13 protein-coding genes, 2 tRNA genes and 1 riboswitch are annotated in these 13,101 nt (G+C 47.2%); of the genes, 1 reads left to right on the plus strand and 14 read right to left on the minus strand.

Annotation, left to right across the window (positions count from 1 at the left end; genetic code table 11):
• Positions 1-17 precede the first annotated feature (17 nt).
• The 5 genes from B1H56_RS04530 to B1H56_RS04550 all read right to left on the minus strand — a co-directional run bounded on the left by B1H56_RS04530 (position 18) and on the right by B1H56_RS04550 (position 4,357).
• A complete protein-coding gene (locus B1H56_RS04530) occupies positions 18-650 on the minus strand; it encodes a cobalamin B12-binding domain-containing protein (RefSeq protein WP_066518465.1) in 633 nt (210 codons plus the stop codon).
• A gap of 404 nt (positions 651-1,054) precedes the next feature.
• Positions 1,055-1,909, minus strand: coding sequence for a cation diffusion facilitator family transporter (locus tag B1H56_RS04535; protein ID WP_242862030.1), 855 nt, complete (start codon positions 1,907-1,909; stop codon positions 1,055-1,057).
• A 189-nt stretch (positions 1,910-2,098) separates the two neighbouring features.
• Positions 2,099-2,938, minus strand: a complete 840-nt coding sequence (locus B1H56_RS04540) for a DUF1002 domain-containing protein (RefSeq protein ID WP_066518461.1) — start codon at positions 2,936-2,938, stop codon at positions 2,099-2,101.
• Between the two features lie 300 nt (positions 2,939-3,238).
• Positions 3,239-4,123, minus strand: coding sequence for a DMT family transporter (locus B1H56_RS04545; protein WP_066518458.1), 885 nt, complete (start codon positions 4,121-4,123; stop codon positions 3,239-3,241).
• A gap of 6 nt (positions 4,124-4,129) precedes the next feature.
• Entirely contained in the window at positions 4,130-4,357 is a 228-nt protein-coding gene (locus B1H56_RS04550) for a YbaK/EbsC family protein (protein WP_066518456.1), read from the minus strand.
• A 115-nt stretch (positions 4,358-4,472) separates the two neighbouring features.
• On the opposite strand from B1H56_RS04550, the gene B1H56_RS04555 reads away from it, so the two are divergent.
• Entirely contained in the window at positions 4,473-5,354 is an 882-nt protein-coding gene (locus tag B1H56_RS04555; RefSeq protein ID WP_066518454.1) for a LysR family transcriptional regulator, read from the plus strand.
• A gap of 219 nt (positions 5,355-5,573) precedes the next feature.
• Here the strand turns inward: B1H56_RS04555 and B1H56_RS04560 are convergent, their stop codons facing one another.
• The 9 genes from B1H56_RS04560 to B1H56_RS04600 form a co-directional block, all read right to left on the minus strand.
• Entirely contained in the window at positions 5,574-5,945 is a 372-nt protein-coding gene (locus B1H56_RS04560; RefSeq protein ID WP_066518451.1) for a hypothetical protein, read from the minus strand.
• A gap of 189 nt (positions 5,946-6,134) precedes the next feature.
• Positions 6,135-6,211 (minus strand) — tRNA-Pro (locus tag B1H56_RS04565).
• Positions 6,212-6,214: 3 nt separating this feature from the next.
• Positions 6,215-6,290 (minus strand) — tRNA-Thr (locus B1H56_RS04570).
• A gap of 108 nt (positions 6,291-6,398) precedes the next feature.
• A complete protein-coding gene (locus B1H56_RS04575; protein WP_066518444.1) occupies positions 6,399-7,517 on the minus strand; it encodes a THUMP domain-containing class I SAM-dependent RNA methyltransferase in 1,119 nt (372 codons plus the stop codon).
• Positions 7,514-8,194, minus strand: a complete 681-nt coding sequence (locus B1H56_RS04580; protein WP_082771142.1) for an HD domain-containing protein — start codon at positions 8,192-8,194, stop codon at positions 7,514-7,516. Before B1H56_RS04580 ends, B1H56_RS04575 begins: the two co-directional genes overlap by 4 nt.
• Entirely contained in the window at positions 8,191-9,891 is a 1,701-nt protein-coding gene (locus B1H56_RS04585; protein ID WP_066518439.1) for a tetratricopeptide repeat protein, read from the minus strand. The genes B1H56_RS04580 and B1H56_RS04585 overlap by 4 nt, the downstream gene beginning before the upstream one ends.
• Positions 9,892-9,893: 2 nt before the next feature.
• Positions 9,894-10,775, minus strand: a complete 882-nt coding sequence (hslO, locus tag B1H56_RS04590; RefSeq protein ID WP_066518437.1) for an Hsp33 family molecular chaperone HslO — start codon at positions 10,773-10,775, stop codon at positions 9,894-9,896.
• Positions 10,768-11,535, minus strand: coding sequence for a class I SAM-dependent DNA methyltransferase (locus tag B1H56_RS04595; protein ID WP_066739937.1), 768 nt, complete (start codon positions 11,533-11,535; stop codon positions 10,768-10,770). The genes hslO and B1H56_RS04595 overlap by 8 nt, the downstream gene beginning before the upstream one ends.
• A complete protein-coding gene (locus B1H56_RS04600) occupies positions 11,528-12,676 on the minus strand; it encodes a M20 metallopeptidase family protein (RefSeq protein ID WP_066739934.1) in 1,149 nt (382 codons plus the stop codon). Before B1H56_RS04600 ends, B1H56_RS04595 begins: the two co-directional genes overlap by 8 nt.
• A gap of 120 nt (positions 12,677-12,796) precedes the next feature.
• Positions 12,797-12,979: riboswitch (Lysine riboswitch) on the plus strand.
• The last annotated feature ends 122 nt before the right edge of the window (positions 12,980-13,101 follow it).

The following is a 13,101-nucleotide window of genomic DNA, read 5'->3' on the forward strand; positions in this document are numbered from 1 at the left end:
CCCATCTCTTCCTGCGCTCACTGGCAAATCTGCAAGGCAATATCACTTGCGCTCGAAGCGTCCGCCGAATAATAGTCCGCCCCGATTTTGTTCTTGAATTCCTCGGTTACGGGGGCCCCGCCCACCATAATCTTAATCCTGTCCCTTACACCCTTTTCATTAGCCTTATCGACCACTTCTTTCATGACTGGCATCGTTGTCGTCAGTAATGCGGAACACGCGATAATTTGCGCTCCTTCCTCGATCGCCGTATTCACAAACCGATCTGCTGATACGTCGACTCCAAGGTCAATTACGTCAAGTCCCTTACTCTCCATCATAATTTTTACAAGATTTTTGCCAATATCATGCAAATCACCCTTTACCGTTCCAAGAACGACCTTCCCTTTCGATTCTACTTTTTCTGCGGCAAGCGCTCCGGCCAAAACATCGATTCCCGCCTGCATTGCCCGGGCCGCGATCAGAACCTCCGGCACATAAACCTGGTTATTTTTAAATTTCTCGCCGATAACCGCCATCCCCACCAGGAGACCGTCCTGCAGCAGCGCCTGTGCATTGGTTCCTTTCCCAAGCTCTGCGGCGATTATTTCTTTTACGTTGTTCACCCTTCCCTGCTGAACAAACGTGCTCAAATCTTCATAAACACTCATCCACAAACATTCCTTCCCATCTTTTTCCTGTAAATAATCTCTATTACTAAGTTATACCTTATCACAGGTATAATTACAATCATATTCCGGTTATTTTTATAACAGTTCCTATCTGCCCTTTCGGGGTAAGCTCCCATGCCTGTACCGGAAACGGCAATAAAATATTATTCATTTTCTATTCATATTTCATTCATATGCATTTCATAATTCATTGCTATGATAGATAACAAGAAAAGCAGTTACAAACTTTTCATAAATCTTCTTTCTCTAAAAGGCCGCAAGGCCTTTGGTTGAACCGCCGACAGGCGTTGAACATATATGATACTTCCGAGAAAAAAATCTGTTGCCAGGCAGCAGATTTTTTTCTGTTGATACTCGTTGGAATCAGCGGGAAACTTTTTTGTTCACATATATCTTCCATCCTTATGGGGCAGGTCCGGATTGATATGGACGATAACATCTGCAAGTTCAGGATGGGAAGCAAGAAGCTCCTCCTCAATTTTTTTCCCGATTTCGTGGCTTTTGATAACCGTCATATCACGGTCAACGGATATTTTTACGATAAGGATCGATTTTGCGCCCACAGGCTTGGTACTCAGGCTATCGACATGGTCGATCCCCTCGATCCGCAGAACCTCTTTGCGGTAGTCCTCCAATGTTTTTTCATCTACGCCCGCATCCATCAACACACGCGCGGATTCCAGAACAATCATAATCCCACTGTAAATAATCCATGCAGAAATGGCGATACCGATGGCTCCATCCATAAAGTGCCAGCCTGCAAGGCTGAAAAAGATAGCGATAAGTGTGCCCGAGGTAACAAAGACATCATTCCGATGATCCTGGGCGTTCGCTTTGATAAGTATGCTGCCATGTTTTCTACTTTTTCGGATGCAATAGCAATACAAAATAAATTTAGCAGCAATCGTCGTGACTGCAACACCGATCAACCACCACGAAAACTCAAGCTTTTCTCCCGCTACAAGAGACTCCACAGAGCCCGACACAGTATAGATTGCCATAGCGACCATAGAAAAACCGATAATCATCGATGCAATATATTCTGCCTTGCCGTGCCCCCACGCATGATCGGCATCCTTCGGCTTTGCAGCATAGATACTACCCAGCAGGGTCACAGTAGACGCAAATACATCACCCATGCTGTTGAAGCCATCGGCAATCATTGCCTGACTGCCCGCGGCATACCCAGCCGTCAGCTTCAAAAGCAATAAGACAATATTAAGCGCAATGCCTAGCACTGCGACCCTTTTTCCAGATGAAAAGCGGTCCTCCACTTTCGCAATACCTCTTCAGTTTATTTCATGTTTGTTTTGACCTGAAGCAATAATATATTCCTCTTTATATTATAGCGCAAAGTGTTAAAAGTTGCATTTTAAATACAAAAAAACCGTTCCGTATAGAATTACCGGAACGGTTTTGCCACTGGATTAATTTCCGCCGCCAAACAGATTTACGAAAAAGTCGCCAATGCTCTTGAAGAAATCGCCCACGCTCGTAAAGAAATTCTCCACTCCCTGTTTTGCCTGAAACAGGTTCAGGAAGGTATCCGGATCCAGATTCAACTCGTTGAATTTCTTGACCAGCGCCAATATCTGCTGGATCTGGTCGTCCGTCAGCGTCACCTCATATTTATCCGCCGTTTCCTTAATCAGCTCAATGATCTGGTCGTCCGTCATGTTTTTGGTTTCTTTGAGCTTCCCTTTCAGATCGTTGATAATATCAATCGATACGTCTCCAAGGGCTTCCTGCAATTCTCCGGTTACAACCAGTTCCTCCGCCGCAGTATCTTTTGCAAGCTCGCTCAAAACCGTACCTGTCATGTCCTCGTAAGCTTTATAAATTCCCGCAAGCGCACCTGTGCCGGAAACCGGCTTATAGGCCGTCACTTTTACTTTCGCATCCGATATACCCGCCGTAGACAACGCAGCCGTATACATTTTTTCCGTTACATAATTAATGTTATTTACTTCCAGCTCAATCCCACCGCCGTCATTGGGTTCGATATACACGCAGGAGAGCGCTACATTGCCAATTTTCTGATCCGGAACGAGTCCTTCCAAATACTGCCTTTCCTCGCTGTTTGTTACCTGCAGCTCCGTAACGTCGCCACGTTTGATCCCAAAATAATTATAAACGTCCGAAATCTGGCTTTCCGTATTGTCAGCGCCAATGACAACACGCGCTTCCTGGGAAGCAGCAAGAGCCGGCGCGGCAAAAGACACCGCCAATACAAGGGTCAATACCACCGCAATAACCTTCTTAAACATAATAACAACTACCTTTCGTGAGTTAGTATAGCTGAATTATAGCATGGCTTTGCCCAAAATTCAATTTTGCCCCCTCTCTTTTGGGCATTGTTAATAGTTTATTAAGAAAATCAAGGGTTATGAAGTGCGGTCAGCTGCTCATCGGTTATGCCTGTGCGAACCAGCAAGTGGAACGCAGAATGATCTATCTATACCGATAGGCTAGTCTAAATCTCAGGGAAGCCGCCGGAAAATGTATAGCAGCCCAAAGCCTGTTTTCCCCATCAGGGAAATACCGGGGACAAAATCAGGGATGTCTTCTCAAAATCTCTGCAGTTCCGCTGCTTTTCTCCTCTTTGCATTGCTGTATTCTCCATAAGCGGCTCCGCCAATAATGAATGCCGCTCCCACGGCCTGAAGAATACTCATCTCCTCATGCAGAAACAGGAAAGAAAAAAACAATGCGGACAGCGGCTCCAGGTAGCCCCAGATCGCGACTGACTGGACGCGCAATTTATGGACCGCAGAAAAATAAAGGTAACACCCTATCCCTGTATTTACGATTCCCAGAATAAGAATGGGAAGTATATTCCGTAAAATCACCTGAGGCGTGCTCTTTTGCTGGAACAGTGTGAAAATCGCGACAGTGATAAAGCTGATTACTAACTGCCACATAGAATTTTCCAATCCTGAAACACTCGTAGCTTTTTTATTGAAGATCACCATGACCGAATATAGAACTGCGGAAAATATGCCGCAGAGGATTCCCCAGTGCTTGCCGCCCGACGACAAGGCAGTGGCGTTCAATAGGAACATCCCGGCAAATACGGCGACGAATCCGCAAATCACCGCCCGTGTGAGAGATTCACGGAATAAAAAAGAAGAAAGGGCCATTACAATTACCGGACCACAGTAATAGATAAGCGTCGCTATCCCTACGCCAATTTGCGTATAGGCTTCATACAGAAACATCCAACTTGTTCCCATTGCGGCACCGGAAATAACCAGATATACGAAGTGTTTCCTATTGCGCCGCCCCTGTAATTTCTTTTCGGAGAACGAAAAGATCAGGATCAGGAAAAGGCTGCCAACCAATGTCCGCAGTAAAACTATCTCATAGCTGTGCAGCGGGATAGAGCTGGCGACAATACCATTAGAGCCAAAGAGTAATAATGCAAAAATATATTTTATATATTCTCCTTTCATTTGAACTTACCATGTTCCTCTAATGATTCCCGGTATATGCCCGGCGGCCGGAAGAAACCTTTCCACAATCAATTCCATATCGATTTTCAAATATCCTGTCGTTGTCCCATCGCTACATCCATACCACTTTTGTGAAACAACCTTACGCTCAAAAATAACTTTTACTTTTTTCTCGTTGTCAAGCAGCACTCCAAAAACCGTCGCTGCCGTATAGATATCGCTGATAAAAAACATCCCGTCATTCCTTTCGGTTGTAAAATTTTCAAATATAGTGTAGCATATCGATATGAATGATTAAAGCAAATGTTTATCATAATTTAAATGATAAAACCAAATCAAAGGAGAAGCGATGCAAATCCAAAAATATCTCGCTTTCGTGAAGGCGGTCGAATACAAAAGCTTTACCAAGGCGGCCAAAAGTTTGAACTATTCCCAATCTGGGATCAGCCGCATGATCCACGATTTGGAAAAGGAGTGGCATGTCTCGCTTCTTGAACGAAGCCGTTCCGGAGTACGTCTTACCTCCGACGGCCTGAAATTGCTGCCATATATCCAAAAAATATGTGATGAATACCATCATCTGCAAACACAAATAGACGATTTGAACGGGCTGCAAGCCGGCCTCATCCGAATCGGAACGTTTTCTAGCGTAGCCACTCATTGGTTGCCGGGGATTATCAAAAAATTTCAGCAGAACTATCCTAATATTGATTACGAACTTTTGCTCGGTGATTATACAGAGATCGAAAATTGGATCCTGGAAGGACGGGTGGATTGCGGTTTTCTCCGTCTTCCGACACATCCTGATCTGGAATCCATCTTTTTAGAAAAAGACGCGCTGCGTGTTGTTATGCCCACAGACCACCCTCTTGCAGGCTGCACCCGCTTCCCTATAAAATCATTATGCGATTTTCCATTTATGCTTCTTGAGAAAGGCGGAAGAGCCGATGTTTCCGAAATATTTGACCGCTACGGTGTTTCGCCGCAAATCCATTTTACAACATGGGATGATTATGCGATCATGTCCATGGTAGAAAGCGGTCTCGGCATTAGCATTCTGCCTGAACTCATTTTGCAGCGCATTCCTTACCAAATCGTTACCAAAGAGCTTGACGTACCGGCTTACCGCAAAATCGGCCTCGCACTGCGCAGAAAAAAATCTGCCTCGCGTTCCGTCAATTGCTTTCTGGAATACCTGCAGTACAGAAACAGTGCCGGTGCAGACTTATAAATTATCCTTTCTCATCGATAAACTGAAATTCCTGCTCACTGACAAAAAATCTGATAACCGTATGGCTGCCAGGTTTTCTTTTTGCCTGGGCGCTTATGAAACGCTGCACTGAAAACATAACAATAAGGCTGACAAAGGCATTTAACTAAGTAAACAATAACCAGTATTTATTGTCAGTATATGGCGCGGTATAATGCGGAACTCAAAGCTACAATCACATTATAGATTGCCGCTCGATATCAACACACCGGCGTTTTGGAAAGTTAAACTTACAACATTGTAGATATCGGAGTAAAGAGCGGAAGCCTGTCTTACACCAATAAGCCCTCCCGAAGCGCCGCTGGTTCCCTGCATGAGCGTAATCACAGTTCCTTCCGGGGCTGATTGGCACGAGACCCGCAGCTTTACATGACGTCCTTTTTTCCCGGCAAATGCACCGAAAATAACCGATGCCCCCGAGGATCCTCTTTCCGCATCGGCAGACCAATCATCAATATGGGTTAAGGCAAATCCTTGGTTCTCCAGTGTGGCATAAACAGTATTGCGAGCCATAGCCGGATCGCCTCCTATCACAAATTTATACCCTTTCACGTTTTTCTCCTCCTGATCTATGCAGCTTTGCTATAGTGGTATTATTCATTGAAACTACGTTGCAAATGCAACTAGATTATATATCTTTGAAGAATTTTTAGCAATAATTGGCAGTCGGTATTGCCTGCTTGAGGCACGAATATGATCGCTGCCGGAAACAAAAAACGCATCCTCAGATGCGCTTTTGGCTGGTCGGGGTGACAGGATTTGAACCTGCGACCTCTTCGTCCCGAACGAAGCGCGCTACCAAGCTGCGCTACACCCCGATATGGAGCCAACGAGCGGACTCGAACCGCTGACCTGCTGATTACGAATCAGCTGCTCTACCAACTGAGCCACGTTGGCATCCTATTTGTGCCGACTTCTAATATTTTATCAGATTTATCATAAAAATCAACTACTTTTTTAAAAATTGCGGACACAATTTAAAATCCTAGGCCGTACAAGTCCCCTTTAGCGTTTTTTCCTGAAATACTGGTAATAGGTGCATTTAATGCTTCCATTGTAAAGCTTTCTGCGTTTATCCGCTGCTGCCCCGTATTTCGATTCAAACCGATCATCCGCAGTAATAATAAATACAAGCGTATCGTCAAGCGGACGCAAGACTTCCCCCATGGCTTGATACAACCTTGCCACTTCCTTCTCCTCACCCATTCGCACCGCATACGGAGGATTGGTAATCACTGATGCGGGACGGTCAGGCTGCACGAATTCCCGTACGTCTTTTCTGGAAAAACGAATATACTGGGCAACGCCCATATTATGTGCGTGCTCCCTTGCAAGATCAAGTGTTTTGCGGTCGATATCGCTTGCAAAAATTTCCATCTCTGGCTGTCGGAGAAGGCTTTGCGCATATTCCCGCATTTCCGCAAATTCCTTGCGGAATTCATTGCCGTATCCCTGTGCATCGAACCTGCGTTTGAGCCCGGGCGCCATATTGGCCGCTCTCATCGCCGCTTCAATGGCGATCGTCCCACTCCCACACAGCGGATCATAAAAATCGCGTGTACGCCACTGTGAGATTATGATAAGCGCCGCCGCAAGCGTCTCTTTCAAAGGCGCCTGCGCGTTTTTCAGCCGATATCCCCTGCGGTTAAGACCCATCCCGCTGGTGTTGAGGGCTATCGTCACCTGATCCTTCAGCAGATTCACGTAAAGATTGAACATACTGCCGTTTTCTTCAAACCGCTCTTTGGGATATACCCTTTGCATTGCAGTCACTACGGCTTTTTTCGTAATGGCCTGAACGTCCGATACGCTTCCAAGTGTGGACCGCACTGCATTTCCATCCACTGGAAACCGCGCGTCAGAAGGCATAAAATCGCCAAACGGAATCGCCGCTACTCCTTCAAACAAATCATCAAAGGTGGTCGCCCGAAATTCCTTAAGCACAAGATATACACGGTCTGCCGTGCGCAGGAAAATATTTGCTTTTGCAATCCCTTTTTCGTCCGCATCAAAATAAACGCGTGCGTCCTGTGCACTTACATTCCCGAAGCCAAGCTCTCGAAGTTCTCCCGCAAGGATTCCCTCGATCCCAAATGCACAAGAGGCATAACACCGGTAATTCAACCCTGCAGTCCTCCGATTTTATTCATAACGAGTCCGTTAATCACAAGCTTGAACGTACAGCCTAGGAATGCCGCGCTCTTCTCACACATTTTCATCCTCCCAAGGTAAATCTCCAGAAATTCCATCGGAGTCGCGTATTCTTTCATCTTCAGCTCAAATGTGATCTGGTTTTTCTCCTGTGAAACGCGTACATCTGTTTCATAGATCGAAAGATTCACCCGGTCATGGATATCGTCCATATCCTTGCGTTTGACCCGTTTTTTATACGCATCCACTTTATCCGCTATAATCAAAGCCGCCGCAATATCGCTCACGGGTGTTCCTGTTTCCTCGTCGTGCGCCCCGACTGCGGAACAAATATCGCATACGTCCTGCAGGTCCATATCGATTCTCTGTAATTCGTCAAACAGCAGCGTCGCCCCCGTGAGGGAATGCATCTTCCGGTTAATCATATTACCGACATCGTGCGTCCAGCCCGCAATACGCGCTAGCTCCACGCGTTCTTCCGGGTATCCCAGTTTTTCCAGTATTTCCCCCGCGATCCTGCTCACATAGCCTACATGCCGCGGCCCGTGATCCGTATATCCAAGCGTCTCAAGGCAAGTGTTTGCCTGTTCCACCAAAACCCGTATTCTCGGATTTTCTTTTACTTCATCAGATGAAATTTTGGCCATCATGTCTCCTCTTTCTTTCCAGCCGTATTGATAATTTCCATTGCAATTGCCGAAAGCCTGTTTACATCGGCGTCAAAAAGAGCCGCAACCTTTCGCGGTTCTGTCGTGATTCCATTTAAATAAAGGGCAGCAAAGGTGATTGCTGCGGCAAACTCTTTGATTTCTGAAAGGTAACGGCTGCCTGCTCCCTTTTCGGTAAACTCCTGAAGAAGGCTTACGGCCTTTCCCGCCATCTGTTCGGAATATTCTTCGCTGACAACACTGACAAGAAGGTCAAACAACTTATCAAAACAGTCGCTCGCGGCATCTTCGACATTGTCAAGGATACCGACCTTTACCTCGACGATGCCGCCGTTGAAATAAGCGATATAAGGTTCGCCCGCATGCATACGTTTCAGGGCGACAAAAATTTCATTCTTGATCTCATCCGGCTGGTTCCGCCTCAAGATATAGCGCCGGAAAATCCGCTCCGCTTTTTCACCGCCCAAGCCGCCGATGATTTCCACTACAGCCCGTTTGATAAAGCTGTCGCCGTATTCCAGCCCCCACAGAAGGATGTCCTTCAGCTTCCTGTCTTTTTCCCATAATTCCTGAAACTCATCCGCCGGCAGCTTCATCTTTTCATTCAGGTATCTGATTCGCTTTTTCGCTTCATGGGGCGGTACCTGAAACACATAGCCGATTTCACTGTGCGCCTTTTTGCCGTCCATTACATCTTTTACATATTTTAAGTAATAGCCCGCAATACTTTCTTCCGGCTCCAGCTTGATGATATCCGAAAAGTAATTGATCGATTCCGCATACCTTTTAAGGTTGAAGCTGGCGACAGCCGCACAAAACAACACCTTTTCGTCATAGGGGGACGCGGCAAGGATATTGGATAAATATCTGAGCGCCTTCTCATGCTCGCTGATTTCGCAGTAAGTGATCGCAATCTTGTAAAAATCGTCCTGTGTATTTTTCTGCTGCCGGATCGCCTTTTCAATGTGCCTGCAGGCAGCTGCATGATCCTGCTTATTCAAAAACATCGCCATATTGCAATTGGCGTGTACATTCTCCGGATCGCATTCCAGAACTTTTTGCGTAATTCGGATCGCTTCGTCATTTTTTTTCATGCAGTAATAGGAAAGTGCAAGATTATTTTTAGCGAACAGCATGTCAGGGTCTTTCGTATCTATCTTTTCGAGAACTTCCACCGCTTTTTGATACTCACAATTGTCGAGGTGCCGCTTCCCTTCTTCCGCCAATTCCTGCTGTTTAAGGTTATTGGCGTCTTCCAAAATATATTCTTCCTCTTCCTCCATATCGCAAAATAAAGCTAGGAATTCTTCCACATCATCGCGATATTCGCCGTCCGGCGATACCGCCAGGTATTTTTCAAAGCTTTCTTCCGCTTTATCAAGATCGCCGAGGCCGATAAAGTTGCAGCCCATACCAAAGAAGCATTCGCTTCTCGCCTCCTTCGTTTTCATCAGGACTTCAAACAATACGCTGTTCGACTCCTCATATTTGGAAAGCTCGGTCAGTATTTCCGCGTGCTTCATCATATATTCGATATTATCAGGTTCCTTTTCAAGCGCCCTGCGGACCATTGGAAGCGCTCCTAAATAGTTCATTCCGTCCATCATTTTCAATGCCGATTGAAAATAAAAGTCCGCAGGCCGGTCAAAGCTGATAACCTTCAGGTTTTGTTTCTCCATCCTTATTCCTTCACTGCCTGTTCAAGCAGTCTTTTCAATTCTTCCGCCGAAAACCAATATTTTTTGTTGCAAAAGCGGCAAACGATCTCCGCTCCGTCGTCTTTCTCGATCATATCCTGAATTTCATGTTTTCCAAGGGAAATTACGACCTCTTCCAGCCGTTCCTTTGAACAGTCGCATTGCCATAAAGGCTGCTGTTCCTCGAGGATTTCCATTTCCATTCCCTCGAATATCTGTTCGAGGGACCCCCGCGCACCTTTGGACAGCATGTACATCGCATAGTTTGCAATAGTCCCGGCCCTTTTTTCAATTTCTGTCAACGTTTCTTCGCTGCAGTCCGGCAAGGGCCTCACGATCACACCCCCCGCATTTACAATGCTCATATCCGTCTCGAGCCATGTATTCACATAAACAACCGACGGCTGCTGTTCGGATATCAGGAAGTAATTGGCGATGTCCTCGCCGATCTCCCCCGTCAGCATAGGTGTTTTTCCAATATACGGCTCCCGCAGCCCAAGGTCCTTAACCACCGTTACAAACCCGTCCGTACCTACCGCCCCGGCAATATCGAAGGTTCCCCTGTCATTGGCCGGCAAATTGACCACCGGATTGGCGATATATCCTTTCATATGAAGCACCGCTTCCCCGACGACCATAATTGTTCCCGCCGGTCCCCCGCCATTGATCGTCAGGGTCATTCTGTCATGCCTGCTCTTCAGCATAGAAGCCATCATGGTTCCCGCCGCAAGCGTACGTCCAAGCGCAATCGTCGCTACCGGCATTGTTTCATGTATTTTTCTGGCCGTTTCGACCATCTCACTCACGTCGCACGCGCATACCGCCGCCTCGCCGTTCAGCATCGCTCTGATTAATATATCACTCATTGACCGTTCTCCTTTTTACAGCGCAAAACTGTATTCTTTCTTCCTGTCCGGCGGGTTTGTCCCCGCTTAAAAATCCGTAGGCTTCAATCTCCGTGAATCCGGCATCACGCAGCGCCCGCATCACTTCCGCACATTCCCACGCCCGCTGCACATGCGTTTCGTCTTGACGCTCATAGCAGGCTCCACCACGATGGATAAAAATCGTCAGTTCCATTCGTACCGTCTTACTCCTGTCATCAAAGCGGTTCTGCCAAAAGCAAGTTTCAGCCTCGCCGTCGTCATAATAAAATTCGTTTCCAAGGATGTTCCTCAACTTATACGCGGAACTGATGTCAAACAAAAAAACCCCATTCTCCCGCAAATTCGCATAAGTCCGTTCAAAGAAGCACCGAAGCTCCGCCTCAGCCAGCAGATAGTTGACCCCATCACAAGCGCAGACCGCCCCGCATACAGGCCGGTTTAACCGGAAGCGGCACATATCCTCGCAGGCATAATTTACCTTCAGGGCATTTTTACGCGTTTTTTCCTGTGCGCGAAAAAGCATATCCTCCGAAGAATCAACAGCCGTAATTCGGTACCCCGCCTTTGCCAGGGGCAACGTCAGATTGCCTGTCCCGCACGCATATTCCAGTATTTCCGCACCGGGTTCCACGCCTTCCCTGTGCAGCAATTCGATAATGTAGCGCGACCATTCCTCATACGGTGCGTCATACATCAGGTCGTCATACAGGCGGGCAAGCGCGCTATACTGTTCACTCAAAATCCGTCACCCTCAAAAAATATTCTACACCATTTAACAATGCCTGTTCGTTAAAGTTGAATTCAGCCGAATGGAGAGGCTGCGCCCCCTGTGGTCCGGCAACTCCTATAAAAGAATATAAACCGGGAACCGCGCGCTGAAAATTAGAAAAATCTTCCGCCATCATAAAAGGCCTTGCCAGCCGGAATTCCTCCTTGCTGAATTTTACCGCCGCGTGCTCGAAAAGCTGTTCGTCGTTGACTACAGCCGGATAGCTCATAGGTTCATGGTATCCGCACTTTACGCCGTACATTATCCCGATCCCATCCAGCAGCTCGCGGAGCCTGCGCTTCACCATTTCCATTATCTTCGGTTCAAACGCACGCATCGTTCCTTCCAGATGTACATTTTCGCAAATCACATTCTGCGCCTGACCACCCTCGATCCGGCCGATCGTGACCACTGCCGTCTCATAGGGATCGATGCTGCGCGATACGATCGTCTGCACTCCCATAATAAACTGGGCGGCCGCTACAAGCGCATCATTGCCGTCCTGCGGCTTGGCCCCGTGGCTTCCCCGCCCTCTGATATCAATCAGGAAATCACACATCTGCGCCATGATCGGGCCCGCCTTCATGCCTATCGTGCCAAACGAAAGATAAGGCCACAGATGAATCCCATATATCTCATCTACGTCCGGACTTTCAAGCGCGCCATCCTCGATCATAGGCTGTGCCCCGCCGACCGTCTCTTCCGCGGGCTGGAATAAAAAGACATAATTTTTATTGATACGCGCCCGCGCCTCGCCGACCAGTTTCGCGCACACAAGGGCAATCGCCATGTGCCCGTCATGCCCGCAGGCATGCATCAAACCCTCGTTCTGTGATGCAAAAGAGCAGCCGGTCTTCTCCGGAATACGTAACGCGTCCATATCCGCCCGGACTGCAACCGTTTTATCAGGCTCCTGCGCCCGGAAAACCGCTTTGATTCCATTGTTTCCACATATCCTCAGTTCATCCGGCGCAAGCGCCTTCAGATAATCCATGAGGTAGTCTCGCGTTTGCGCAACATCGAAGGAATACCCCGGAATCCTATGCAAATCCCTGCGCAGCCTCACCGCCTCATTCAATTGCTGTTTTACCGCTTCTCTGATTTCCATCATCCTATCCGGTCCCTTTCCTGCTTTTGTACTAACTAAATCATACCGTTTCCCCGTTTATTTCGCAAGTATTTCGGATGGAAAAGTATTTACATGCCAGAGTGGATGTTGTATAATGGCAGATGAACAGACAGAGGCGCGTTACAGCATCAGTACCGCAAAATGATAAGCTCTCGGCGGAGCGGTTGTATTTTGCAGGAAAGGGCTTAACGCCGAAGACGTTATGTGGGCCGGGCATAGCGATCTGGGGGTACGGTTAACAGCCGTGTCACTGTCACCGCCTTGCGGTGTTGCGCTGCTGCGATCGGATGAATTATGAATGCAGAAGACGGCGCAATGTGTGTGCCGTTCTTTTTTTGTCCGCGTTCCTGCAGAAAAAGAATGAACTTATGTCATGCAAAACGGGAATCCGTTTTAAAAATATTTCA

The sequence above is a fragment of the Christensenella minuta genome (genome assembly GCF_003628755.1).
GTDB classification, from domain to species: Bacteria; Bacillota; Clostridia; order Christensenellales; family Christensenellaceae; genus Christensenella; species Christensenella minuta.